Raw genomic sequence first — 23,297 nt, 5'->3', positions numbered from 1 at the left:
AATGTTCGATAATCGCACGCATTCAGGGTTTCCCCGAGAACGATGACCACCGACGACGCCACCCCGCCAGAGCTCGACAAACGCGACTGGATCGCCGGCCTGGAACGCGGCGTGGCCGTCATCGAAGCCTTCGACGACGCGCACCCGCGCATGACGGCCAGCGAGGCCGGCCAGCGCACCGGCATGACGCGGACCGCGGCCCGGCGCTACCTGCTGACCTTGCAGCACATGGGCTACGTGGCCGGCGACGGCAAGCTGTTCTGGCTGACGCCGCGGGTGCTGCGGCTGGGCCAGTCCTACCTCGAATCGGCGCGGCTGCCGCGCATCGTCCAGCCCTTTCTTCAGCGCGTGGCGGCAGGCACGCACGAGATCGCCTACCTGAGCGTGATGGACGGCGACGAGGTGGTCTACATCGCGCGCAACGGGCCGAACCGCAGCATGAGCACCGGCTACGTGCTGGGCGCGCGGGTCCCGGCCCAGGTCACGGCCTCGGGCATGCTGATGATCGCCCTGCGCAGCGACGCCGAGCGCAGCCACTGGCTCGACACCCATGAGCTCGCGGTCTTCACGCCGCACACCATCGCCAGCAAGGAGCGCATGAAGCTGGAGCTGGCGCGCATCCGGGCCCAGGGCTGGGCGCTGTCGGAGCAGCAGCTGGACCTCAACTCGCGCGGCATCGCGGTGCCGCTGCGCGACCGCCACGGCGACCTCGTGGGGGCGCTCAACATCACGATGCCGATGGGCCACGAAGGCAGCGAGGACGCCGTGGCGCGGGTGCTGCCGGTGCTGCGCGAGACGGCGCAGGCGATGCGCGGGCTGCTCTGAGCCTTCGTCGTCAATGCCCGGCCGCCCCGCCCCAGGCGGTGGCGATGGCCGCCGCCCCCGACAGCATCAGGCCGGCCGACCAGAGCGTGTCGAGGTCGAGCCAGGCGCTGCGCAGCGCCTTCAAACCCAGGTAGCGGTAGACCAGCCAGGCGACGCAGAGCCCCGAGCCGATCATCGCGGCCGAGTGGACCAGCGACACCGCGACCGCCGTGGCGGCGCTCGCGCGCATCAGGGCCAGGGTGGACGGCGGATCGAGCGCCGGGTCCGCCGGGACGCCGCAAAGCCCCACCAGGATCGGCAGCAGCATCAGCCCGGCGCCGTGCGCACTGGCCATCAGGAAGGACCACAGGGTGAGCTGTGTCGGCCGAAGGCGCCGGCTCCACCGGTGGCGGCCCGGCCGGGCCAGGCGCCAGGTGCCGAAGACCAGCACCAGCAGCCCGACGCCGATGCGGATCTCGCGGCCCCAAGGCAGCAGGTTCGCCAGCAGCGCGAAGGGCAGCAGCACCAGCGCCATGGCCAGCAGGTGGCCCGCCCCCAGCGGCAGCCAGGTGGCGAAGACGGCCGCGCCGCGCTGGCGCTCGAGGCCGTTGGCCACGGCCAGGGGCCAGCCCATCGCGGGATTCAGTCCATGGTAGAGGCCGATCGCCACCACGCCGGCCCAGAGCGAGGCTGCAGCGAGAGGGCTCACGGCGACTCGGAGGCCTCGCTTCAGGCCGACGAAAAGCAGAAGGAATCGGTCGAGCAGTCGCCCCCCTGCAGCCGGATCTGGTGGGCACCGTAGTCGTTGCCGAAATCGACCAGGAAGCCCGGGTCCAGCGTGAGGCCCCCGTCGGCACCGACGTGGCACATCGCCTGCCGGCCCGGCACGCCGTCGGGATAGAACTGGGCGTCCCAGCGGCTGTAGAGCGAGTTGGTGAAATAGACGCGCTTGCCGTCGCGGCTGATCTCGGTCATCTGCGGTCCGCCGCCGAAAACCGTTCCGTTCGGATGCGGCGTGCGCCGCGCGATGCCGCCGACGTGCACGCTGCCGGCCAGGCGCGGGTTCATCGGGTCGGACACCTCGTACTGGCGCAGCTCGCCGGTGCCCCAGCAGGCCACATAGAGGAAGCGGTCGTCCAGCGACAGGTCGATGTCGCTGACCAGCGGCGGCACGGCGCCGAAGCCCTTCAGCAGCGGCGGCAGCAGCGCCGCATCGGCCGGTTCGGGCGGGATCACCGCCGTCTTCTTCGCCTGGAACTTGCCGCCCTCGCGCCACCAGGTCCAGATCGAGGCTTCGAGGTTGGTGGTGTCGACCACCACCCCGACGAAGCCGTATTCGCGCGTCGGCTCGTGCGCCGGCCGGACCTCCAGCGCCATCTGGTGATTGGCGCCCAGGTCGATGCTCTGGACATGGCGGCGCCCGCGCAGGTCCCAGAAATGAAGCTGGTGCCCGTAGCGGTTGGCCAGCAGGTCTTCGGCCACGATCCCGCCCTCGAACTGCGGCGGCAGGCCCCACTCGCTCGACACCATGTAGTCGCGCGGCAGGTTCCACCAGAAGTCGTAGTGCAGCTTCTGCGGCCCGCGCTCGATCTCCCACTTGCCGAGGACCTCGAAGCTCTCGCAGTCCATCAGGAACACGCCCGGCGGCCCCTCGGTACCGTCGGCGCCGGCGCCGCCGAGGGTGCTGATGTACAGGCCCTCTGGACCGCAATGCACCGTGTGGGGCCGCGAGTAGCCGGTCTTGCGCAGCACCTCCTCCGGCTCGACCACGCGGGCGATGGTCGGCCGCACGGGATCGGGCTGCGTGTCGACCACGTAGATGCGCGACGACCGGATGCCCGGGATGACCAGGTAGCGCCGCTTCAGGAAGGCATGGCCGGACATCGGCGACAGCACCGAGCTGCAGGCGTTCCAGCCGAAGTGATGGAATTCGTCGCCCCGGTTCGGCATGTCCAGGCGGTGCAGCACGCGGCCATAAGTGGCTGAAGCGGGGTCGACATCCACCACCGCCAGCGCATCTGGCCGGGAGGCATCGGGCGACAGCAGCGCGGTGTAGGCGATGCGCTCGGCTTCAGCCTCCATCGCCAACCGCGGCGAGGCGTGGAAAGTGGGATCGGTTCGCAGCGATTCGAGCATGGCGCGCTCCTGCAGGCGATGGCGCGCCAGTATGCGCCTGTCGCCGGCTCTCTCAAAAACCCCCTGGGCCGGTCCGGGACTTTCCGTGCGCGGCCGAGCTCAGGCCGCGGCCCGGGCCAGCTTCGCATCGGCCAGCGTCTGGGCCCGCATGCGCTCGTAGTCCGGCTTCGGGACCGGCACCGCATCGGCATTGCCGAGGTCGTTCAGGTGGACCCGGTAGGTTTCGCGGGCACTCAGCACCGCCAGGGCCGAGACGATGGTGATGCCGAAGGTCAGCGCGCCGATGGTCAGCGGGATGTTGGCCGCGCCGGGCGGCGCGACGGCGACGAACAGCGCCGGCAGCAGGGCCGTGATGGTGGTGCCGATGTTCTGCGAGATGGCCATCGCCGAGCAGCGGGTGCGGGTCGGGAACAGCTCCGGGTAGAAGCTCGGGAACACGGCGTTGTAGCCCTGGTACACGATGCCCCACATCAGCAGCGACATGACGATCGCCAGCGGCACGTTGTGGATGCTGATCGCGTAGAGGTAGCCGAAGGAAAGCAGGCCGGCGCCGAGCGCACCGGTCACGATCGGCGGCTTGCGTCCGACCTTGTCGGACAGGTTGCCGACCATCGGGATCACGATCACGGCCAGGATGTTGCCGAGCACCGGGATCCACAGGAAGATGTCTTTCTGGAAGCCGATGCCGTAGGCCGGCTGCACCGCGTAGGCGGCACCGAACACCGTGGCCACCACCGGGATGACGTTCATCAGGGCCGCGCAGACCACGCGGAGCATGTCGCGCCAGCTGTTGGTGAAGGCCTCGATGATCGGCGCCTTGGGTGCCGCATGCGCCTTGTCGACCTCGGCGAAAGCCGGCGTCTCGTCGACTTCGCGGCGGATGATGTAGCCGGCCACGATCACGATGAAGCTCAGCAGGAAGGGAATGCGCCAGCCCCACGACAGGAAGGCCTCCTCGGGCATGAAGTGCGCGAGCGGAAGGAACACGGCGGCCGCCAGGATCTGCCCGGCCTGGACGCCCTGCAGGCTGAAGCTGGCGAAGAAGCCGCGGCGCCCGAACGGCGCATGCTCGAGGATCATCGAGCTGGCGCCGGCGATCTCGCCGGCCACCGCGAAGCCCTGGATCAGGCGCAGCACCACCAGCAGCGCCGGTGCCAGCAGGCCGACCTGGGCGTAGGTCGGCAGCAGCCCGACGGCGATGGTCGAGAAGCCCATCAGGAACATGCAGACCAGCAGCACGTGCTTGCGCCCGCGCGTGTCGCCCCAGTGGCCGAGCACGAAGGCGCCGATCGGCCGCGCCACGTAACCCACGCCGTAGGTCGCGAGCGAGGCGATGATCGCGATCCTCGGATTGCCCGAGGGAAAGAAGATCTGCGGGAAGATCAGCGACGCCGCGGTGGCGTAGATGAAGAAGTCGTAGTACTCGAGCGCCGAGCCGATCCAGCCGCTGGCGGCGGCCTTCCTCGACTGGTGCTTGCCTTGCGGCTCGTGGTCGTTGGGGTTGCTCATTTGTCTCTCCTTGGGGGTTCGGGGGTCGGCTGGCGCTTCGCGGGCCGAGGCGGCGACTTTGGACCGCCTCAGGGTTCTCCACAACGCCGAAGCCGCATGTCGCGAGCGATGATCGACCGCACCCGTGCACCACGCGCACGAAAACCGGGTTTCCCCCAGCCATGCTCCCACCTGCCGAGCCACCGCCCATCGACCGCAAGCTCCTCATCGAAGGCCTCGGCAAGGGACTTCGCGTGATCGAGGCCTTTTCGGAGGACCGGCCCCGCCTGACGGCCACCGAGGCCGGCGAGCGCGCCCTGCTGACCCGCACCGCGGCCCGCCGCTACCTGCTCAGCCTGGTGCACTACGGCTATGCGGCGACCGACGGCAAGTACTACTGGCTGCTGCCGCGCGTGCTGCGGCTCGGCCAGGCCTTCATGGAGGTGGCGCGGGTGCCGCGCATCGCCCAGCCCTTCATCCAGCGGGCGTCGATGCAGTGCGGCGAATCGCTCAACGTCGCCACCCTGGACGGGCACGAGGTGGTCTACCTGTCGCGCAGCAATTCGCCGCGCGTGGTGTCGATCGGCTTCCACCCGGGGGCCCGGGTGCCGGCCCACGTGGTGGCGCCGGGGCTGGCGCTGCTCTCGACCCTGGACGATGCCGGCCTCGATGCCTGGCTCGCCGCCCACGACTTCGCCAGCTTCACCGGCTTCACGGTGGTCGACCCGGCCCGTTTCCGCGAGAACGTGGGGGTGGCGCGCCGGCTCGGCTACGCGCATGCCGACCAGTACCTCGACTTCGGGCTCAGCGGCCTCGCGCTGCCCCTCAAGGACCGCAAGGGCCACTGCCAGTACGCGCTCAGCGTCACGGTGCAGCGGCAGGTCTACCCCGACACGCAGCTGGTCGACAAGCTGCTGCCGGTGCTGCGCGAAGTGGCCGAGGCGCTGCGGCCGATCATCTGAGAAGCTGTTTGCAAGCGCGTATCGGCGCCCGGTGCTGGCGGACTGGTTCGAACCGGCGCCAGCCTGTAATCTCCTGATCCTCACTTTCAAGGATCCCCATGTTCGTGGTCTGCGGCGAAGCCCTGATGGATGTCTACACGGGCGAAGCCACCCCCACCGGCCTGGCGCTGGATGCCCGCATCGGCGGCTCGCCGCTCAACGTGGCCCAGGGCCTGGCCCGGCTCGGGCGGCCGGTGGCCTTCCTGGCCGGGCTGTCGACCGACGCCTTTGGCGAGCGGCTGCTGGCCTCGCTCGCGGCCGAAGGGGTCGACACTTCGCTGATCGTGCGCAGCGATGCGCCCAGCACGCTCAGCGTGGTCAGCGTCGACGCCCGCGGCGTGCCGCGCTATGCCTTCCACGGCACCGGCGCGGCCGACCGGCAGCTCAGCCACGACACGCTTCCGGCGCTGCCGCCGACCGTGCGCGTGCTGCAGTTCGGCTCCTACGCGCTGGCGGTCGAGCCGGTCGGCAGCGCGTTGCTGGCACTCGCCGCCCGCGAGCGCGGCCAGCGGCTGGTCGCCTACGACCCGAACGTGCGTCTCAATGTCGAGCCCGACGTGGCGCGATGGCGCGCGCTGGTCGACCGGATGGTCTCGATCGCGCACCTGGTCAAGGTCAGCGACGAGGACCTGGGCCTGCTCTATCCGGCCGAGGCGCCCGAGCAGGTCGCGGCGCGCTGGCTGGCGCAGGGCGCGGTGCTGGTCGCGGTGACCCGCGGCGGCCAGGGCGCCAGCGCCTGGACCCGAAGCGCGCGCGCCGACGTGCCGACGCCGCAGGTGAAGGTGATCGACACCGTGGGCGCCGGCGACACCTTCCAGGCCGGCCTGCTGACCTGGCTCGACGAACACGGCGCGCTGACGCCCGGGGCGCTCGCGGCGCTCGATGGCCAGGCGCTGGGCGCCCTGCTCGGCTTCGCGGCCAAGGCCGCGGCCATCACCTGCTCGCGCCGGGGCGCCGACATGCCGAGACGGGCCGAGCTGGACTGAGAACCTGCGGCTTCAGCGCGGGTCGAAGCCCGCGATGAAATCCTCGATCCGCACGATCGGGATCGCCGTGCCACCGGCCAGCACCAGCAGGTCACGGTCACCGGTCACCAGGGTCACATCACCGACCGCGGCCAGGTGCAGAAACGGCAGGTCGACGGCGTCGCGGCAATCGGGAACCTCGGGCGGCGGGTCGGGCACCACCACGATCTCGGCGAACGGCAGGTAGTCGCCCAGCAGTTCCTCGCGCTCCGCCGCCGAGAGTCGGAATTTGGGATAGGCCAGCACGCGAAGCAGCTCGGCGGCGGTGGCCTTGCTGAGCAACGGCACGCAGGCCCCCTGCTGCCAGAGCCCGCGCAGCCTTGCCGTCGCCGGGCCGCCGAACAGCAAGGCCGAAACGACCACGTTGGTGTCGAACACCACCCGGACGGCGGCCACGCGGCTCAGGCCCCGGGCTTGCGTCGGGGGACGGGAGTCCGGTAGGCGGGCGTGGGCTCGGCGGCCACGGGCACCGGCTGCTCGCTGCGCGCCCAGGCCACGGCATCGGCCACGTCCGAAGCGCCCAGGCCCAGCGCCGCCAGCTTGGCTCGCACGGCATCGCCGCGCTGGATGCGCACCGGTGTCAGAACGATCTGGCCGTCGCGCAGCGCCACGTCGAAGTACTCCGGGACATCGCCGAGCTGGTCCGTCACGCTGCGCGGCAGGGTGAGCTGGTTCTTGGAAGTCATCTTGGCGAGCATTGGAAATCCCCCCGGTAAGGAATCCTTACTTTAGCCCCCATCCGCCTCCACCGTCAAACCGCGCCGCCGACCCGCTGCGCCCGCCACGCGCATCCGCTCGCGACCGCCGCCACCGCCGTCGCCACGCTGAACATGGCGACATAGCCGAAGCGCTGCGCGATGGCGCCACCCACCAGGACACCGAGCACGCCGCCGAAGCCATAGCCGATCACCGTGAAAAGCGCCTGCCCGCGGCCGCGCAGCCGGCCCGGAAAGTGGCGCGACACCATCGCGATGCAGGTGGTGTGGTGGGCCGCGAAGGACAGCGCGTGCAACGCCTGCGCCACCACCAGGGCCCAGACCCATTGCCCGCAGCCGGCCGTGATGCCCATGCGCAGCACCGCCGCGAAACCGCACAGCAGCAGCCAGCGCGGCATCGACAGCAGCCCGAGCAGCCGCCCCTGCAGGAAGAACCAGACGATCTCGGCCACCACCGAAAGCGCCCAGAGCAGGCCGATCGTGCCCTTGCCGTAGCCGAGCGAATCGAGGTAGAGCGACAGGAAACCGTAGACCGCGAAATGCGCCATCACGTGGAAGAACAGCGAGACGAAGAACCAGCGCACCGCCGGATTGCGCAGCACCGGACCGACCGGCTCGCGGGCCTGCGCGTGCTGCGACACCGGCTCGCGCACGTCGGGCAGCCGCAGCGTCGCAATCAGAACGATCGCCAGCGTGCCGCCGGCCCAGGCCGGAAAGTGCCGCATGCCGAAGCGCTCGAACCATTCGCCGGCGAAGAACACGGTGACCAGGAAGCCCGCCGAGCCCCAGAGCCGGATGCGGCCATAGCGGCCCCAGTCGCCGGCCACCAGGTGCGCCATCGCGGCCTCGGTGAGCGACATCATCGAGCTGGTGTGCGTGAACATCACGAGCAGCACCAGCATCAGCCACCACGGGCCGCCGTTCCACCACAGGCCGAACGAAGAGACCAGCGCCACCGCGGCGCTGAAGCGCAGCAGCTTCACGCGCTCGCCCGTGTGGTCGCTCAGCGCGCCCCATGCATACGGCGCGAAGACCCGGGTCACCGACTGCACCGAGGTCAGCAGGCTGATCACGAAGATCGGCAGCCCGAGGTCCTTGAGCCACAGCGGCAGGTACGGATTGAAGAAGCCGATGTGGGCGAAATAGCTCGCCGACAGGGCCGCGAAGGCCAGCAGGTGGCCGCGCCCCCCGGCGGCGGGCGGCGCGGATGCCACTAGAGGAACGAAGCCTGGGGCGACGGATGCTCCGGCAGGTCCGGCGCATGCACGTCGCCGCACTGGGCGCGGTTGCGCAGCGCATGCTCCATCACGACCAGCGCCAGCATCGCCTCCGCGATCGGCGTCGCCCGGATGCCGACGCAGGGGTCGTGCCGGCCCTTGGTCACGACCTCGACCGGCTGGTTGTTGACATCGATGGACTGGCGCGGACTGATGATCGAACTGGTCGGCTTGATCGCGATGCTCACCTCGAGATCCTGGCCCGTGCTGATGCCGCCGAGCACGCCGCCGGCGTTGTTGGTCACGAAGCCCTGCGGCGTGATCGAGTCGCCGTGGGTCGTGCCGCGCTGCGTGACGCTGGCGAAGCCAGCGCCGATCTCGACGCCCTTGACCGCGTTGATGCCCATCATCGCCCAGGCGATGTCGGCATCCAGCTTGTCGAACAGCGGCTCCCCGAGGCCCACCGGGACGTTCGACGCCGTGACCCGGATGCGGGCGCCGCAGGAGTCGCCGGCCTTGCGCAGCGCGTCCATGTAGGCCTCGAGCTGCGAGACGTCGGCCATGGGCGCGAAGAAGGGGTTGTTCGGCACGTGGTCCCAGGCCTCGAACGGGATCACGATGTCGCCGATCTGCGCCATGCAGCCGCGGAAGCGGGTGCCGTACTTCTCGAACAGCCACTTCTTGGCGACCGCGCCGGCCGCCACCATCGGTGCCGTCAGGCGGGCCGACGAGCGGCCGCCGCCGCGCGGGTCGCGGATGCCGTATTTCTTCCAGTAGCTGAAGTCGGCGTGGCCGGGGCGGAACTGCTGCGCGATCTGGCCGTAGTCCTTGCTGCGCTGGTCGGTGTTCTGGATCAGCAGCGCGATCGGCGTGCCGGTGGTCTTGCCTTCGTACACGCCGCTCAGGATCTGCACCGCGTCGGGTTCGTTGCGCTGCGTCACGTGGCGGCTGGTGCCGGGGCGGCGCCGGTCGAGGTCGCCCTGGATGTCGGCTTCGGTGAGCGCCATCCCGGGCGGGCAGCCGTCGATGACGCAGCCGATCGCCGGGCCGTGGGATTCACCGAAGTTGGTGACCGCGAATAGGGTGCCGAAGGTATTGCCGCTCATGGCGGGGATTATCCCAACAAAGGCGCGATGTTCCGGCCGGGCCGAACCATGGCTTCAGCGCTTGCGGCCGGGTCCAGGCGACCGGCCCAGAACTTCTCGTAGTGCGACAGCCACACGGCGGCCTCCTGCATCGGGGCCGGCGACAGCGCGCAGCGCACGATGCGGCCTTCTTTCGTGCGCGACACCAGGCCGGCCTCCTCGAGCACGCGCAAGTGCTTCATGAAGCCGGTCAGCGACATGCCATGCGGCTGGGCCAGTTCGCTGACCGTGAGGCCGCCGCCGCGCCCCAGCCGTTCGAGCACGTCGCGCCGGGTGGCATCCGACAGGGCGGAAAAGACGGCATCGAGGGTGCCGGCATCAGAGTGAACCATATGGTTTAGTTTCGAAGCCGGGCGCCTGCTTGTCAAGCCACGCGGCAGGAATGGTTTATGCGTGCTGCGGCGCAGCATCCCCACCCCTCCGAAGGAGCTCGCCCATGCTGGACCGTACCGACACGAAGTTCTCCCATGTCAAACCCGGCGACACCGACTACGTTTCAGGCGGGTTGCGCGATTTCTTCCTGTATCGCGACCTCGGGGTGGCGGAGGCCACCAACGGCCGTGTGATCGCGCACCTCGTCAAGGCCAACATGGCACCGGAAACGGGCACCGGCTGGCACCGGCACGAAGCGGATTTCCAGATCGTCTACATGCTCAAGGGCTGGGCCCGCTTCATGTACGAGGACAAGGAGACGCTGGTCGCCGCCGGCGACGTGGTCCATCAGCGCCCGGGCATCCGCCACTACCTGTTCGACTATTCGCCCGACATGGAATACCTCGAGATCGTGTCGCCGGCCGACTTCAAGAGCATCGACGTCGAGCCCGCCTGCGAGGTCCCGGCGCCGACGCCCTGGAAGTAGCCTTTCAGTCTTTCTTGAAGCTTCAGCAATTCGGCCTGAAAATCGGCCGATGCCCAAAGACGCCCTGCCCGCCCTCAGCCGAGAATTCATCGCCCACTTCGGGGAAATGGGCAGCAAATGGGGCATCAACCGCACGGTCGGCCAGATCTATGCGCTGATCTTCATCTCGGAGCGGGCGCTGAATGCCGACGAGATCGCCGAGTCGCTCGAGTTCTCGCGCTCCAACGTGAGCATGGGCCTGAAGGAGCTGCAGGCCTGGCGGCTGGTGCGGCTGCGCCACCATGCGGGCGACCGGCGCGAGTATTTCGAGGCGCCTTCCGATGTCTGGGAGATCTTCCGCGTGCTGGCCGAGGAGCGCCGCCGGCGCGAGATCGAGCCGACGCTGTCGATGCTGCGCATGGCGCTGCTCGAAGAGCCCAAGACCGACGCCGAGCGCCATGCCCAGCAGCGCATGCGCGACATGCACGACCTGATCGACCGGCTCATGAAGTGGTTCGACGACGTGCAGCGGCTCGCCCCGGAAACAGCGATGCAGCTCATGGGCATGGGCGCGACCGTGACCAAGGTGCTGGGGCTCAAGGACCGACTGACAGGCGGGTCCAAGGCCCCGAAGCCACCCAAGGAATAGCCGCCGGCTAAGGCTTGTCCAGCTTGTCGTGCCGGACGCCTTCGTCGTCCATCAGCTCGTACCACATCGCATTCAGCACCGCGAAGGTCGCGGCGAGCGGCAGTCCCAGGATCCAGGCGAAGTACCACATGGTCGGATTCTCTTTCTGTGACTAGTACGCGTGGCCGCGGTCTTCGCTGATCGCGGCGGCGTCGACCTTGCCGCGCAGCACGGCGTACACCCAGCTGGTGTAGGCGACGATGATCGGGATGAAGATGGCGGTGACCACCAGCATGATGAACAGCGTCAGGTGGCTGGACGACGAGTCGAACACCGTCAGGCTGGCGCGCGGATCGATGGTCGAGGGCAGGATGAACGGGAACATCGAGACGCCGACGCTCAGGATGATGCCGGCGATCGACAGCGCGCTGGCCACGAAGGTCATCAGCTCGGCCCGCATGCGCAGGCCCAGCAGCGCCACCAAAGCGCCGGCCAGGCCCAGGCCCGGCACGACGTAGAGCCACGGATGCGCCTCGTAGTTGGCGAACCAGGCGCTCGAATGCACCTCGACGGTCTTGAGCAAGGGGTTCGACGGCCCGTCTGCCGGCAGCGCGCTGGTCACGCGAAAGCCGTCGACGAACTTCCACAACGCGAAGCCGGCGAGCGCATACAGCACGATCGTCGCGACCGCCGCCACGCTGCCGTAGGCCCGCGCGCGCTGGGCCACCGGGCCCTGCGTCTTCAGCTGCAGCCAGGCGGCGCCGTGCATCGCGAGCATCGCCACCGACACCAGGCCGCACAGCAGCGCGAACGGGTTGAGCAGGCCGAAGAAAGTGCCGTCGTAGAAGATGTGCATGTCGGGGTTGAAGCGGAACGGCACGCCGCGCAGCACGTTGCCCATCGCGACGCCGAAGATCAGCGCCGGCACGAAGCCGCCGATGAACAGCGCCCAGTCCCAGCGCGCGCGCCAGGCCGGCTCGTCGCGCTTGCCGCGGAACTTGAAGGCCACCGGCCGCAGGATCAAGGCCACCAGGATCGCGAACATCGCGATGTAGAAGCCCGAGAACGACACCGCGTAGAGCTGCGGCCAGGCCGCGAAGATCGCGCCGCCGCCGAGGATCAGCCAGACCTGGTTGCCCTCCCAGACCGGACCGACGCTGTTGATGATCACGCGGCGCTCGAGGTCGTTGCGGCCCGCGAACGGCAGCAGCATGCCGGCGCCGAGATCGAAGCCGTCCATGACCGCGAAGCCGACCAGCAGGACGCCGAGCAGGAGCCACCAGACGAGGCGCAGCACTTCGTAGGAAATGAGGGTGTGGAGAATCATGGTCAAGCTCCCAGCGAGGTGCGCGGACGGCCCGCGAGGTCGGGACCGGCGCCGGTGCGCCAGGCACCGGCCGGTGTCGGCGGATGTTCGGTCGGCCCCTTGCGGATCGCCTTCAGCATCAGCTTCATCTCGATCACGAACAGGATCGTGTAGATCGCCACGAAACCGACGATGGTGCCGAGCACCGTCGCGGCGCCGAGGTTCGAGACCGCGACCGCGGTCGGCAGCACGCCTTCGATCACCCACGGCTGGCGGCCGACCTCGGCCACGATCCAGCCCATCTCGGCGGCCACCCAGGGCAGCGGAATCGAGAACACGGCGACCTTGAGCAGCCAGGGATGGGCATCCAGCCGGCGCCGGGTCGACAGCACGAAGAAGGTGGCGGTCAGCACGATGAAGAACATGCCCAGGCCGACCATGATCCGGAACGACCAGTAGAGCGAGAACACCGGCGGCACCAGGTCCCACGAGGCCTTGGTGATCTGCTCGGCCGTGGCCTGGCGCGGATCGTCGACATAGCGCTTGAGCAGCAGCGCGTAGCCCATGAAGTTGCCGTGGGCCTCGAAGTCGGCGCGCGCCTGCGGCGGCACCTCGGCATCGCTCCTGGCCTGGCGGATCGTCTGCAGCGCGTCGTAGGCCTTGATGCCGTCGCGGATGTGGTCCTCGGCGCGCGCAACCAGGTCCTCGATGCCCGGCACCTCCTTGGTCAGCGAGCGGGTACCGATCAGGCCCAGCAGCATCGGGATGTGAACCGCGAAGTGGGTCTCGCGGGTGCGCTGGTCCGGGAAGCCGAAGGCGGTGAAGGCGGCCGGTGCGGGCTCGGTCTTCCACATCGCCTCGATCGAGGCGACCTTCATCTTCTGGTGCTCGGTCGACAGGTAGCCGCTCTCGTCGCCGAGCACGACCACCGACAGCGAGGCCGCGAGCCCGAAGGAGGCGGCCACGGTCATCGAGCGCTTGGCGAGTTCGAGATGGCGGCCCTTCAGCACGTACCAGGCCGAGACGCCGAGCACGAAGATCGCGGCCACGGTGTAGCCCGCCGACACCGTGTGCACGAACTTGGCCTGCGCCACCGGGTTGGTCAGCACGGCCGCGAAATCGGTCACCTCCATGCGCATGGTCTGCGGATTGAAGGCCGCGCCGACCGGGTTCTGCATCCAGCCGTTGGCAATCAGGATCCAGAGCGCCGACAGGTTCGAGCCGATCGCGACCAGCCAGGTGACGATCAGGTGCGCCACCTTCGACAGCTTGTCCCAGCCGAAGAAGAACAGGCCGACGAAGCTGGCCTCGAGGAAGAAGGCCATCAGCCCCTCGATCGCCAGGGGCGCACCGAAGACGTCGCCCACGTAGTGGCTGTAGTAGCTCCAGTTCATGCCGAACTGGAACTCCATGACGATGCCGGTGGCCACGCCCATCGCGAAGTTGATGCCGAACAGCACGCCCCAGAACTTCGTCATGTCGCGCCAGATGGTCCGCCCGGTCATGACGTAGACGGTCTCCATGATCGCGAGGACCACGGCCAGGCCGATGGTCAGCGGCACGAACAGGAAGTGATACAGCGCCGTCAAGGCGAACTGCAATCGGGAGAGGGCAACGATGTCGAGGTCCATGGGGTTCCTTTCGTATTCTTCGTTCTCAGTCCGGGCGCAGCGCCTTCAGTGCCGCGTCGAAGGCTGCGGTGCCGCGCCGCAGGTCGGCCGTGATCCGGCCGTCCTGAATCGAGATCAACCGGTGGGCCAGCGCCGCTTCGCGCCGCAAATGGGTCGCGACCAGCAGCGTGTGGCCTGCCGCCTGGGCATCGAGGCGTTGCAACACATCGTGGGCCGTCGCAGTGTCCAGTGCTTCGGTGGGTTCGTCCAGCAGCCAGAGCGGCACGTCGCGCAGCATCAACCGCGCCAGCGCGAGCCGCCGCGACTGGCCGCCCGAGAGTCCGAGGCCGCCCTCGCCCAGCGGCGTGTCGAGTCCGGCGGCCATCGCGCGCACTTCCTGCGACAGGCCGGCGGCCTGCAACGCGGCCCACAGCCGGGCATCGGCGGCACCGGGATCGGCCAGCCGGAGGTTGTCGCGCAGGCTGTCATGGAACAGCTCCGTTCGCTGCGTCAGCAGGCAGTGCGGCACGCAGCGCACCTCGCCGGAGGCCGCCGCGAACTCGCCAGCGACCAGGGCCAGCAAGGTGGACTTGCCGGCGCCGCTGGGCCCGATCAGTGCGACCCGCTCGCCGGTGGCCAAGGTCAGGGAGATGTCACGCAGCGCCGGCACCCGGCTGCCGGGGTGGGCCGCCACGACCCGCGCGAGGCAGAGCGCCAGGCCGGCGTCGGAGGGTTCGGCCGGCCACGCTGTCGCGGCCACCTCGGCAGGCAGGTCCGGCGCGAGGCGGGGCGCCAGGCGCCTCGCCGCCAGCCAGGCGCGGCCGGCCTCGAGCGCGCCGCGGCGCAAGGCGGCGAAGGGTTCGAGCGCGGTGAGCGCCACCAGCAGCGCCAGTGCCGCCGCGGGCGCGCCGATCGCGCCATCGCCCACCAGCGCGGCAGCCGCCAGCAGCACCGCCACCAAGGTCAGCGTGCCGGCCATGCCGTAGGCCATGCCGGCGCGCACCTCGAGCCGGTTGAGCGCATGGTCCGCATTCGCCAGATGGCGGTCGGCCGCGGCCAGCGCCTCGCACTGCGCCTCGCTCCTGCCGGCCATGACCAGCTCGGTCTGGCCCGAGACCAGGTCGGCGGCCCGGGCCCGCAGCGCTTCCATGGCGTGCGCGCGCCGCAGCGACGCCGGCCGGCCCCGCACCGCCACCGCCAGCGCGATGCCCCAGCCCGCCATGACCAGCCACAGGGCCAGCGCAACGCCGATCCAGGCGTTCATGAAGCCCAGCACGACGCCGGCGAACAGCGCCGCACCGAGCGCCGCGATGGCCGGCACCAGCAGCCGCAGGTAGAAGGATTCGAGGGCGTCGATGTCGGCCGTCAGGCGGAACAGCAGGCGCGCCGGCCGGGCCAGCAGCCGGCGTGCCGCATCGGGGCGGGCCCAGCCGCGGAACAGGCGCTCGCGCAGTGCGGCCAGCACGCCGAAAGTGGCGTCGTGCGTGACCAGCCGCTCGGCGTAGCGCGAACCGGTGCGGCCCAGCGCCAGCAGGCGGATGCCGGCCGAGGGCATGAAGACATCGAAGCGCAGCGCCGTGGCGGCCTGCAGCCCGGCCAGCGCGGTGGCACTGATGAACCAGCCGGAGAGACCCAGCAGCGCCATGCCCATCAGCACCGTCAGCAGCGCCAGCGCGGCGCCGAGGGCCAGACGGCGCGGCTGTGCCTGCCAGAAGGCCGCGAGCACCGGCTGCACGTCGCGCCAGTGCTTCATGCGGCCTCCTTGGCCGGCAGGTGATCGAGCCGGATCACGCGGCCCATGCGGGCAGCCAGTACCGGGTCGTGGGTGGCGGCGATCAGCGTCTTGCCGCGCGCCAGCTGCATCAGGGCATCGGCCACGCGCTCCGCGGTCTCGCTGTCGAGGTGCGCGGTCGGCTCGTCGACCAGCAGCAGATCGGCCCCGGGCTGCGCCGCCACGCGCGCCAGCGCCAGCCGCACCGCCTCGCCGCCCGACAGGCCGCCGCCGCCCTCCCCCAGCGCGACGCCGGGGCGGGCCTGGGCGACGCCGTCGAGCGCGACGAAGCGCATCGCGGCCTCCACCTGCGCCGTCTGCACGCCGGCCCGTCCGAGCGCCACGTTGGCCTGCACCGAGCCGGCGAAGACATGCGGTTTCTGGCCCATCCACGCCATGCGCGCGCGCAGCCCGGCCGCCGTCTCGTCGGACAGCGGCACGCCGCCGATCTGGATCTCGCCGCGCTGCGCCGGGAGCAGGCCGGCGATCAGGCTCAGCAGCGCCGTCTTGCCCGAGCCGCTGGGCCCCATCAGGGCAACGTGCTCGCCGGCCGCCACGCGCAGGTCGTAGTGGTCGAAGAAAGCCGCCTCCCCGGCATGCGAGAAACACAGGCCCTGCACCCGGACCGCGGGCGCGCCGGGCATGCCGACCTGCGGACACGGCCGTTCGCCTGTCGAAGCGGCGCCGGGCAGCGCGACCCCACCCTCGCGGAGGCGAGCCAGCGATGCCAGCGCGGCTTCGCCGGCCGCGCGGTCGTGCCAGACCCCCGACAGCTCCCGCAGCGGCTCGAAGAAGGCCGGCGCCAGCAGCAGGATGAACAGCCCCTCGCCCAGGCTCAGCGTGCGGCCCCAGGTGCCGAAGCCGAGGGTGCCCAGCAGATGGAAGCCGACGTACGCCGCCACCATCGCGACACCGAGCGCCGAGAACAGCTCCAGCACCGCCGACGACAGGAAGGCGATGCGCAGCACCGCCATCGTTCGGGTCCGCAGCGATTGGGCCGACTCGCCCAGGCGCCGTGCGGTGGCGTCGACCGCATCGAGCGCACGCAAGGTGGCGAGTCCGCGCAGGCGATCGAGCAGGAAGCCGTTCATGCCGCCCAGCTCGACCATCTGCGCCTCGCTCGCGGCCCGTGCGCGCCAGCCCACGATGGCCATGAAGATCGGGATCAGCGGCGCCGCCACCAGCAGCACGGCGGCCGCCACCCAGGACAGGCAGGCCACCACCGCGACGATGACCAGCGGCACCACCGTCGCCCGCCAGCGCGCCGGCCCGTAGCGCACCAGGTAGGGCACGACCGCCTCGGCCTGCTCGGCGATCACGCTGGCGGCGAGGCCCGCGGCCGGGCGCGCGCTGTCCATCGGCGAACGCGCGGCCAGCGCGGCCGCGACCCGGGCCCGCAGCGCGGACAACTGCAGCCGCGCCTGCGCATACACCCGCCGGGCGCCCCAGGCCTCCGCTGCCGCCCGCAACAGTCCGAGCAGCAGGATCCCGGCCGCCGGCCAGAACACCGCGGTCGGGCCCTCGCCCGCCCCGAGCCGCTGCACCGCCCAGGCCAGCAGCGCCGCCTGCGGCACCCAGAGCAGCGCGGCGGCGCCCTGGACCAGGCTGGCGAACGAAGGGGTGGCGGTGTTCACGTATTAAATTTCTGTAATTTCAGTATTTACTGAAAACTCACGAATCATACGGGATGCACGCCCTCGCTGCAGGGCCGCGGTTCGTTAAGCTAACAGAAGCCCGTGACGCGCGGGGCACTCTCGGTGCCCGCGCCGGCGCACGCGGGCAGCGCTCAAGCCGAGACGAGCAGGCCGCAGGCCAGCAGGGCCGCGAACAGGCCGAGCACCGCGCGCCAGGTGGCGGGCCGCGATTCGACCCAGCGATAGAGCAGCGTCGCGGCTGCGATCGACAGCGCGAAGGTCGCCAGCAGGCCCATCAGGTCGATCCACGGTGTGTCCGGCAACAGATGGCTCATCGCCGCGCTGACCAGCAGCAGCACCGGGAAGTGGATCAGGAACAGCGAATACGAAATGCGGCCGAGCCGCACCAGCGGCGCGCCGATGCGAGGCCACGCGGCGGGGGCCAGTCCGTCGCGATGCTGCACCACGGCCACGGCCAATGCGGTGACCAGCGCGATCGCGATGCGGCTGCGCCAGTCGAGCGCCAGCGCCGCGGCGCCGACCAGCGCGAGCAGCAGCACCGCGTAGCGCCAGGTGCTGTCGCGGGTCGCGCGGCCGATCCAGAACACCAGCATGCCCAACCCGTACGAGCCGAAGAAATAGATCGCCGTGACATCGAGTTCCTGCCGGCGGTTGAACACCGCCAGCGAAGCCACCACCAGCGCCAGCACGAGGCCGGCCACCAGCCAGCGCGAGCGCTCGCGGCCCAGCGCCCAGCGCCGCTGCAGCAGCTCCGACAGGCCGATCGCCGCCAGCGCCAGCACGAACAGCTGGAAGTCGATGGCCACGTACCAGACCCCGGTCGAAAGAGCGTCGAATCCGAGCAGGTCCTGCAGCAGCAGGCCGTGCGCCAGCAGCTGGGCCAGGCCGGGCGCGGCCGGCACCGCGTCGCCGTCGAGCCAGGGCCGCACCAGCGCGGCGACCAGCACGCTGAAGCTGAGCGCCGCCAGGTAGGGCATGACCAGGCGCCCGTAGCGCTGGCCGACACGCGCCAGCGGGCGGTCGACCCGCAGCACGCCATCGGGCGCCAGGCTGCCGGCCGCCAGGAAGCCGGCCAGCACCAGGAAGACCTGCACCGCCAGCCGGCCGTCCTGGGCCAGCCAGTCGAACAGCGCCGGCGCGAGCACCGAAGCGCCTTCCTGCAGCGGCCCGTAGCGCGCCAGATGATGGCCGACGATCAGCGCGCATGCCACGCCCTTGACCGCGTCCAGCAGCGGCATGCGACCCATGGCCGCCCCTCGCAGTGTCACGGTCCTAGAGCGCGAGACGTCGGCGGGCGTCGAAGTATTCGCGCTTGAGCTTTTCGACGAAGGCCGCTGCGCTCGCGACTTCGGTCACCGCGCCGATGCCCTGGCCCGAGCCCCAGATGTCCTTCCAGGCCTTGGCCTTGCTGCCCTCGCCGCCGCCGAAGTTCATGGTCTTGAGGTCGCCTTCGGGCAGGTTGGCCGGGTCCATGCCGGCGGCCACGATGCTCGGCGCGAGGTAGTTGCCATGCACGCCGGTGAACAGGTTCGAGTAGACGATGTCGTCGGAGCTGCCGTCGACGATCGCCTGCTTGTACTCGTCGCTCGCGCGGGCTTCCTCGGTGGCGATGAAGGCGGTGCCGATGTAGGCGAAGTCGGCGCCCATGGCCTGCGCCGCGAGCACGGCGTCGCCGGTGGCGATCGAGCCCGACAGCGCGACCGGGCCGTCGAACCACTGGCGGATTTCCTGGATCAGGGCAAACGGGCTCTTCACGCCCGCATGGCCGCCGGCGCCGGCCGCCACCGCGATCAGGCCGTCGGCGCCCTTCTCGATCGCCTTCTTCGCGAAGGTGTTGTTGATGATGTCGTGCAGGGTCACGCCGCCGTAGCTGTGGACCGCATCGTTGACGTCGGTGCGCGCACCGAGCGAGGTGATGACGATCGGCACCTTGTACTTCACGACCATCGCCATGTCGTGCTCGAGGCGGTCATTGCTCTTGTGCACGATCTGGTTGATGGCGAAGGGCGCCGCCGGCTTGTCGGGATTGGCCTTGTTGTAGGCGGCCAGTTCCTCGGTGATCTCGATCAGCCATTCCTCGAGCTGCGCGGCCGGGCGCGCATTGAGCGCCGGCATCGAGCCCACCACCCCGGCCTTGCACTGGGCGATCACCAGCTTGGGGTTGCTGATGATGAACAGCGGCGAGCCGATGATGGGCAGCGGAAGGTTGGCGAGCACGGGCGGCAGCTTGGACATGGAGTCTCCGGAATTCGATGAATGAGATCTGTTGGTCTTAGAAGGATTCGAGTGCGAGGGCGGTGACGCTGTCGGCCCCCTCCACGATGCTGTCGCGCAGGCCCGGCGCCTTGTTCAGGATGTGCTCGGCATAGAAGCGCGCGGTGGCGATCTTGGCCTTCATGAAGGCGACGTCGGTGCCGGCCTTGGCGAGGTCTTCGGCCACCAGCAGCGAGCGCGCCAGCTGCCAGCCGGCCACCACGTTGCCCGCCAGCATCAGGTAGGGCACGCTGCCCGCGAACACCGCGTTCGGCGACGCCTTGGTCTGGCCGGCGACGAAGGCTGCCACGTCCACGAAGGCTTCGCGCGCGGCCTTGAGCTTCTTGGCCACCGCTCGCGCATCGGCGCTGTCGCGCTGGGCGAGTTCGGCCTCGGTCTTCTCGATCTGGGCGGCGATGGCCTTGGCCGTCTGGCCGCCGTCGCGCGCCGTCTTGCGGCCCACCAGGTCGTTGGCCTGGATCGCGGTCGTGCCTTCGTAGATGGTCAGGATCTTGGCGTCGCGCAGGTACTGCGCCGCGCCGGTCTCCTCGATGAAGCCCATGCCGCCATGCACCTGCACGCCCAGCGAGGCCACCTCCAGGCTCATCTCGGTGCTGTAGCCCTTGACCAGCGGCACCATGAATTCGTAGAAGGCCTGGTTCTGCTTGCGCGTCTCGGCGTCGGGGTGGTGATGGGTCGCGTCGTAGGCGGCCGCGGCCACGGCGGCCATCGCGCGGCAGCCTTCGGTGTAGGCCCGCATCGTCATCAGCATGCGCTTCACGTCGGGGTGGTGGATGATCGGCGCGCTGGCGTTGATGGAGCCGTCGACCGGACGGCTCTGCACGCGGTCCTTGGCATAGGCCACGGCGTGCTGGTAGGCGCGCTCGGCGATCGCGATGCCCTGCATGCCCACCGCGTAGCGGGCCGAGTTCATCATGATGAACATGTACTCGAGGCCGCGGTTCTCCTGGCCCACGAGGTAGCCGATCGCGCCGCCGTGGTCGCCATACTGGAGGACGGCCGTCGGCGAGGCCTTGATGCCCAGCTTGTGCTCGATGCTGACGCAATGGACGTCGTTGCGCTCACCCAGGGAGCCGTCCTTGTTCACCATGAACTTCGGCACCACGAACAGGCTGATGCCCTTCACGCCTTCGGGCGCGCCCGTGACGCGGGCCAGCACCAGATGGACGATGTTCTCGGCCATGTCGTGTTCACCGTAGGTGATGAAGATCTTGGTGCCGAACACCTTGTAGGTGCCGTCCGCCTGCGGCTCGGCGCGGCTGCGCACCATCGCGAGGTCGCTGCCGGCCTGGGGCTCGGTCAGGTTCATGGTGCCGGTCCACTGGCCACTCACCAGCTTCTCGAGATAGGTCGCCTTGAGTTCGTCGGAGCCGGCCGTCAGCAAGGCTTCCGTGGCACCGTCCGTCAGCAACGGGCACAGCGCGAAGCTCATGTTGGCCGAGTTGAGCATCTCGACGCAGGCCGCGCCGATGGCCTTGGGCAGGCCCTGGCCGCCGAAGTCCGCCGGATGCTGAAGCCCTTGCCAGCCGCCCGCCACGTACTGGGCGAAGGCTTCCTTGAAGCCCGGCGTGGTCGTGACCTTGCCGTCCTTGAACGACGAAGGATTGCGGTCGCCGTCCACGTTCAGCGGCGCGATCACGTCCTGGTTGAAGCGGGCGCATTCCTCGAGCACCGCCTGGGCGGTTTCGAGGCCGGCGTCTTCGAGGCCCGGCATCTGCGCCACCTGCGCGATGTTCGCGAGGTGCTCGATGTCGAACAGCATGTCCTTGAGGGGGGCGATATAGCTCATGTGCGTCTCCTGCGGCTTCTGGTGCCGGATACCAACCGATGTGAAAAAGGGCACCGCGAACGATGCCCTTCGGCTCACATGTCTCGAAGTGTCAGAGGGCCTTGACCAGTTCCGGCACGGCCGTGAACAGGTCGGCCACCAGGCCGTAGTCGGCCACCGAGAAGATCGGCGCCTCTTCGTCCTTGTTGATCGCCACGATCACCTTGGAGTCCTTCATGCCCGCCAGATGCTGGATCGCGCCCGAGATGCCGCAGGCGATGTACAACTGCGGGGCGACGATCTTGCCGGTCTGCCCGACCTGCCAGTCGTTCGGGGCGTAGCCCGCGTCCACCGCCGCGCGGCTGGCGCCCAGGCCGGCGTTGAGCTTGTCGGCCAGCGGCGCCATCACTTCCTGGAACTTCTCGGCGCTGCCCAGGGCGCGGCCGCCCGAGACGATGATCTTGGCGGCGGTCAGTTCGGGGCGCTCGCTCTTGGTGACTTCGCGGCCGACGAAGCTGGACTTGCCGCTGTCGGCGACGCCTGCGACCGTTTCCACTGCTGCGCTGCCGCCGGTGGCCGCTGCCGCATCGAAGCCCGTGGTGCGAACAGTGACCACCTTGATCGCATCGCTGCTCTGCACGATGGCGATCGCATTGCCCGCGTAGATCGGCCGCTCGAAGGTGTCGGGGCTGTCGACCTTGGTGATGTCGCTGATCTGGGCGACATCCAGCAGCGCGGCCACGCGCGGGGCGACGTTCTTGCCGTTGGCGGTCGAGGGGAACAGGATGTGGCTGTAGTTCTTGGCGATCGCGAGCACCTGGGCGGCGACGTTCTCGGCGAGGTTCTCGGCCAGGGACGGGCTGTCGGCGACGATCACCTTGGCCACGCCTGCGACTTGGCTCGCGGCCTTGCCGGCTTCGGCGGCGTTGGCACCGGCCACCAGCACATGGACATCGCCGCTGGCGCAGGCGATGCCGGCGGTGACGGTGTTGAGGGTCGCCGGCTTGAGCGTGGCGTGGTCGTGTTCGGCAATAACAAGTACGGTCATTTTTTGTTCCAAAAAATTGGCCTGATCAGTTGGGGACAGAGCTTGCGCTTCGCGCTGCGGTCTGTCCCGCAAGCTTTTCAGATTACCTTCGCTTCGTTCTTCAGCTTGTCGACGAGGGTCGCCACGTCGGGCACCTTGATGCCGGCACCCCGCTTCGGCGGCTCGCTGACCTTCAGGGTCTTCAGGCGCGGCTTGACGTCCACGCCGAGGTCTTCCGGCTTGAACGTGTCCAGCTGCTTCTTCTTGGCCTTCATGATGTTGGGCAAGGTCACGTAGCGCGGCTCGTTCAGGCGCAGGTCGGTGGTGATGACCGCGGGCACGGAAAGAGAAATGGTCTCCAGGCCGCCGTCGACTTCACGCGTCACGTTGACCTTGTCCCCCGCCACTTCGACCTTCGAGGCGAAGGTCGCCTGCGGCAGATCGGCCAGCGCCGCCAGCATCTGGCCGGTCTGGTTGGCGTCGTCGTCGATCGCCTGCTTGCCCAGGATGATCAGGCCGGGCTGCTCCTTGTCGACCAGCGCCTTCAGCAGCTTGGCAACTGCGAGGGGTTGCAGCTCTTCGGTGGTCTCGACCAGGATGCCGCGGTCGGCACCGATGGCCATCGCGGTGCGCAGCGTCTCCTGGCACTTCGCGTCGCCGCACGAGACCGCGATGATCTCGGTGGCCGCGCCCTTCTCCTTCAGGCGCACGGCTTCTTCGACGGCGATCTCGTCGAAGGGGTTCATGCTCATCTTCACGTTGGCAATGTCGACACCGGTGCCGTCGCTCTTCACGCGCACCTTGACGTTGTAGTCGACGACCCGCTTGACGGGAACAAGAATCTTCATTGGTTTGACTCCATTGAATTGCGAAACCGGGGCTTGCAGG

General features: G+C 69.5%; 23 protein-coding genes. 5 read left to right on the top strand and 18 right to left on the bottom strand.

Annotated elements, in window-relative coordinates; all coding sequences use genetic code 11:
- Window positions 1–42: 42 nt before the first annotated feature.
- On the top strand, window positions 43–825 hold the full coding sequence (locus QTI17_RS09075) for an IclR family transcriptional regulator domain-containing protein (protein ID WP_286532488.1): 783 nt from the start codon (window positions 43–45) through the stop codon (window positions 823–825).
- 10 nt (window positions 826–835) lie between these two features.
- Here QTI17_RS09075 and QTI17_RS09070 read toward each other — a convergent pair whose 3' ends face one another.
- The 3 genes from QTI17_RS09070 to QTI17_RS09060 all read right to left on the bottom strand — a co-directional run bounded on the left by QTI17_RS09070 (window position 836) and on the right by QTI17_RS09060 (window position 4,449).
- On the bottom strand, window positions 836–1,513 hold the full coding sequence (locus QTI17_RS09070) for a hypothetical protein (RefSeq protein ID WP_286532486.1): 678 nt from the start codon (window positions 1,511–1,513) through the stop codon (window positions 836–838).
- A 20-nt stretch (window positions 1,514–1,533) separates the two neighbouring features.
- Window positions 1,534–2,940: a selenium-binding protein SBP56-related protein gene (locus tag QTI17_RS09065; protein ID WP_286532485.1), complete on the bottom strand. Its 1,407-nt coding sequence runs from the start codon at window positions 2,938–2,940 to the stop codon at window positions 1,534–1,536.
- A gap of 99 nt (window positions 2,941–3,039) precedes the next feature.
- Entirely contained in the window at window positions 3,040–4,449 is a 1,410-nt protein-coding gene (locus tag QTI17_RS09060; RefSeq protein ID WP_286532483.1) for an MFS transporter, read from the bottom strand.
- Window positions 4,450–4,610: 161 nt separating this feature from the next.
- Here QTI17_RS09060 and QTI17_RS09055 point away from each other — a divergent pair, with 161 nt between their 5' ends.
- Both QTI17_RS09055 and QTI17_RS09050 read left to right on the top strand, forming a co-directional pair.
- Window positions 4,611–5,390, top strand: coding sequence for an IclR family transcriptional regulator domain-containing protein (locus tag QTI17_RS09055; RefSeq protein ID WP_286532481.1), 780 nt, complete (start codon window positions 4,611–4,613; stop codon window positions 5,388–5,390).
- Between the two features lie 98 nt (window positions 5,391–5,488).
- The gene (locus QTI17_RS09050) at window positions 5,489–6,415 is read left to right on the top strand and encodes a carbohydrate kinase family protein (protein WP_286532478.1); all 927 of its coding nucleotides are present in this window, start codon (window positions 5,489–5,491) and stop codon (window positions 6,413–6,415) included.
- 12 nt (window positions 6,416–6,427) lie between these two features.
- Here QTI17_RS09050 and QTI17_RS09045 read toward each other — a convergent pair whose 3' ends face one another.
- From QTI17_RS09045 to QTI17_RS09025, 5 genes are all read right to left on the bottom strand, one after another.
- Window positions 6,428–6,850, bottom strand: a complete 423-nt coding sequence (locus tag QTI17_RS09045) for a putative toxin-antitoxin system toxin component, PIN family (RefSeq protein ID WP_286532476.1) — start codon at window positions 6,848–6,850, stop codon at window positions 6,428–6,430.
- Window positions 6,851–6,855: 5 nt separating this feature from the next.
- A complete protein-coding gene (locus QTI17_RS09040) occupies window positions 6,856–7,140 on the bottom strand; it encodes an AbrB/MazE/SpoVT family DNA-binding domain-containing protein (protein WP_286532474.1) in 285 nt (94 codons plus the stop codon).
- Between the two features lie 65 nt (window positions 7,141–7,205).
- On the bottom strand, window positions 7,206–8,384 hold the full coding sequence (locus QTI17_RS09035) for an MFS transporter (RefSeq protein ID WP_286532473.1): 1,179 nt from the start codon (window positions 8,382–8,384) through the stop codon (window positions 7,206–7,208).
- Entirely contained in the window at window positions 8,384–9,493 is a 1,110-nt protein-coding gene (gene aroC, locus QTI17_RS09030) for a chorismate synthase (RefSeq protein WP_286524674.1), read from the bottom strand. Before aroC ends, QTI17_RS09035 begins: the two co-directional genes overlap by 1 nt.
- An 8-nt stretch (window positions 9,494–9,501) precedes the next feature.
- Window positions 9,502–9,864, bottom strand: coding sequence for an ArsR/SmtB family transcription factor (locus QTI17_RS09025; RefSeq protein ID WP_286532470.1), 363 nt, complete (start codon window positions 9,862–9,864; stop codon window positions 9,502–9,504).
- Window positions 9,865–9,968: 104 nt separating this feature from the next.
- On the opposite strand from QTI17_RS09025, the gene QTI17_RS09020 reads away from it, so the two are divergent.
- Both QTI17_RS09020 and QTI17_RS09015 read left to right on the top strand, forming a co-directional pair.
- Window positions 9,969–10,391 carry a cupin domain-containing protein gene (locus QTI17_RS09020; protein ID WP_286532468.1) on the top strand — a complete coding sequence of 141 codons (423 nt, stop codon included), beginning with the start codon at window positions 9,969–9,971 and terminating at the stop codon, window positions 10,389–10,391.
- Window positions 10,392–10,440: 49 nt separating this feature from the next.
- Window positions 10,441–11,019, top strand: a complete 579-nt coding sequence (locus QTI17_RS09015; RefSeq protein WP_286532463.1) for a GbsR/MarR family transcriptional regulator — start codon at window positions 10,441–10,443, stop codon at window positions 11,017–11,019.
- A gap of 7 nt (window positions 11,020–11,026) precedes the next feature.
- On the opposite strand, the gene cydX is transcribed toward QTI17_RS09015, so the two are convergent.
- From cydX to QTI17_RS08965, 10 genes are all read right to left on the bottom strand, one after another.
- The gene (cydX, locus tag QTI17_RS09010) at window positions 11,027–11,149 is read right to left on the bottom strand and encodes a cytochrome bd-I oxidase subunit CydX (protein WP_286532461.1); all 123 of its coding nucleotides are present in this window, start codon (window positions 11,147–11,149) and stop codon (window positions 11,027–11,029) included.
- Window positions 11,150–11,170: 21 nt separating this feature from the next.
- The gene (cydB, locus tag QTI17_RS09005) at window positions 11,171–12,325 is read right to left on the bottom strand and encodes a cytochrome d ubiquinol oxidase subunit II (RefSeq protein ID WP_286532459.1); all 1,155 of its coding nucleotides are present in this window, start codon (window positions 12,323–12,325) and stop codon (window positions 11,171–11,173) included.
- A 2-nt stretch (window positions 12,326–12,327) separates the two neighbouring features.
- A complete protein-coding gene (locus QTI17_RS09000) occupies window positions 12,328–13,935 on the bottom strand; it encodes a cytochrome ubiquinol oxidase subunit I (protein WP_286532457.1) in 1,608 nt (535 codons plus the stop codon).
- Between the two features lie 25 nt (window positions 13,936–13,960).
- A complete protein-coding gene (locus tag QTI17_RS08995) occupies window positions 13,961–15,667 on the bottom strand; it encodes an amino acid ABC transporter ATP-binding/permease protein (protein ID WP_286532455.1) in 1,707 nt (568 codons plus the stop codon).
- Complete coding sequence (cydD, locus tag QTI17_RS08990) at window positions 15,664–17,319, bottom strand: thiol reductant ABC exporter subunit CydD (RefSeq protein WP_286532454.1); 1,656 nt, start codon at window positions 17,317–17,319, stop codon at window positions 15,664–15,666. The genes QTI17_RS08995 and cydD overlap by 4 nt, the downstream gene beginning before the upstream one ends.
- 152 nt (window positions 17,320–17,471) lie before the next feature.
- Complete coding sequence (locus QTI17_RS08985) at window positions 17,472–18,578, bottom strand: acyltransferase family protein (RefSeq protein ID WP_478139913.1); 1,107 nt, start codon at window positions 18,576–18,578, stop codon at window positions 17,472–17,474.
- A 34-nt stretch (window positions 18,579–18,612) separates the two neighbouring features.
- Window positions 18,613–19,575: an NAD(P)H-dependent flavin oxidoreductase gene (locus tag QTI17_RS08980; protein ID WP_286532450.1), complete on the bottom strand. Its 963-nt coding sequence runs from the start codon at window positions 19,573–19,575 to the stop codon at window positions 18,613–18,615.
- Between the two features lie 37 nt (window positions 19,576–19,612).
- Window positions 19,613–21,403 carry an acyl-CoA dehydrogenase gene (locus tag QTI17_RS08975; RefSeq protein ID WP_286532447.1) on the bottom strand — a complete coding sequence of 597 codons (1,791 nt, stop codon included), beginning with the start codon at window positions 21,401–21,403 and terminating at the stop codon, window positions 19,613–19,615.
- A gap of 91 nt (window positions 21,404–21,494) precedes the next feature.
- Window positions 21,495–22,430, bottom strand: a complete 936-nt coding sequence (locus tag QTI17_RS08970) for an electron transfer flavoprotein subunit alpha/FixB family protein (protein WP_286532445.1) — start codon at window positions 22,428–22,430, stop codon at window positions 21,495–21,497.
- A gap of 77 nt (window positions 22,431–22,507) precedes the next feature.
- A complete protein-coding gene (locus QTI17_RS08965) occupies window positions 22,508–23,257 on the bottom strand; it encodes an electron transfer flavoprotein subunit beta/FixA family protein (protein WP_286532443.1) in 750 nt (249 codons plus the stop codon).
- Between the last annotated feature and the right edge of the window lie 40 nt (window positions 23,258–23,297).

Origin of the sequence: Variovorax sp. J31P179, assembly GCF_030316985.1 — a bacterium.
Lineage (GTDB): Bacteria > Pseudomonadota > Gammaproteobacteria > Burkholderiales > Burkholderiaceae_C > Variovorax > Variovorax ginsengisoli_B.
Note: the sequence above shows the minus strand (reverse complement) of the source record. Positions and strands in the feature narration are given on the sequence as shown.

What these genes read in the sequence shown, in the direction of transcription:
- QTI17_RS09075 (WP_286532488.1), top strand. Translation starts at nt 43, where the DNA reads ATGACCACCGACGACGCCACCCCGCCAGAGCTCGACAAACGCGACTGG.
- QTI17_RS09065 (WP_286532485.1), bottom strand. Translation starts at nt 2,940, where the DNA reads ATGCTCGAATCGCTGCGAACCGATCCCACTTTCCACGCCTCGCCGCGG.
- QTI17_RS09060 (WP_286532483.1), bottom strand. Translation starts at nt 4,449, where the DNA reads ATGAGCAACCCCAACGACCACGAGCCGCAAGGCAAGCACCAGTCGAGG.
- QTI17_RS09055 (WP_286532481.1), top strand. Translation starts at nt 4,611, where the DNA reads ATGCTCCCACCTGCCGAGCCACCGCCCATCGACCGCAAGCTCCTCATC.
- QTI17_RS09050 (WP_286532478.1), top strand. Translation starts at nt 5,489, where the DNA reads ATGTTCGTGGTCTGCGGCGAAGCCCTGATGGATGTCTACACGGGCGAA.
- QTI17_RS09040 (WP_286532474.1), bottom strand. Translation starts at nt 7,140, where the DNA reads ATGACTTCCAAGAACCAGCTCACCCTGCCGCGCAGCGTGACGGACCAG.
- aroC (WP_286524674.1), bottom strand. Translation starts at nt 9,493, where the DNA reads ATGAGCGGCAATACCTTCGGCACCCTATTCGCGGTCACCAACTTCGGT.
- QTI17_RS09025 (WP_286532470.1), bottom strand. Translation starts at nt 9,864, where the DNA reads ATGGTTCACTCTGATGCCGGCACCCTCGATGCCGTCTTTTCCGCCCTG.
- QTI17_RS09020 (WP_286532468.1), top strand. Translation starts at nt 9,969, where the DNA reads ATGCTGGACCGTACCGACACGAAGTTCTCCCATGTCAAACCCGGCGAC.
- QTI17_RS09015 (WP_286532463.1), top strand. Translation starts at nt 10,441, where the DNA reads ATGCCCAAAGACGCCCTGCCCGCCCTCAGCCGAGAATTCATCGCCCAC.
- cydX (WP_286532461.1), bottom strand. Translation starts at nt 11,149, where the DNA reads ATGTGGTACTTCGCCTGGATCCTGGGACTGCCGCTCGCCGCGACCTTC.
- cydB (WP_286532459.1), bottom strand. Translation starts at nt 12,325, where the DNA reads ATGATTCTCCACACCCTCATTTCCTACGAAGTGCTGCGCCTCGTCTGG.
- QTI17_RS09000 (WP_286532457.1), bottom strand. Translation starts at nt 13,935, where the DNA reads ATGGACCTCGACATCGTTGCCCTCTCCCGATTGCAGTTCGCCTTGACG.
- QTI17_RS08995 (WP_286532455.1), bottom strand. Translation starts at nt 15,667, where the DNA reads ATGAAGCACTGGCGCGACGTGCAGCCGGTGCTCGCGGCCTTCTGGCAG.
- QTI17_RS08985 (WP_478139913.1), bottom strand. Translation starts at nt 18,578, where the DNA reads ATGCCGCTGCTGGACGCGGTCAAGGGCGTGGCATGCGCGCTGATCGTC.
- QTI17_RS08980 (WP_286532450.1), bottom strand. Translation starts at nt 19,575, where the DNA reads ATGTCCAAGCTGCCGCCCGTGCTCGCCAACCTTCCGCTGCCCATCATC.
- QTI17_RS08975 (WP_286532447.1), bottom strand. Translation starts at nt 21,403, where the DNA reads ATGAGCTATATCGCCCCCCTCAAGGACATGCTGTTCGACATCGAGCAC.
- QTI17_RS08970 (WP_286532445.1), bottom strand. Translation starts at nt 22,430, where the DNA reads ATGACCGTACTTGTTATTGCCGAACACGACCACGCCACGCTCAAGCCG.
- QTI17_RS08965 (WP_286532443.1), bottom strand. Translation starts at nt 23,257, where the DNA reads ATGAAGATTCTTGTTCCCGTCAAGCGGGTCGTCGACTACAACGTCAAG.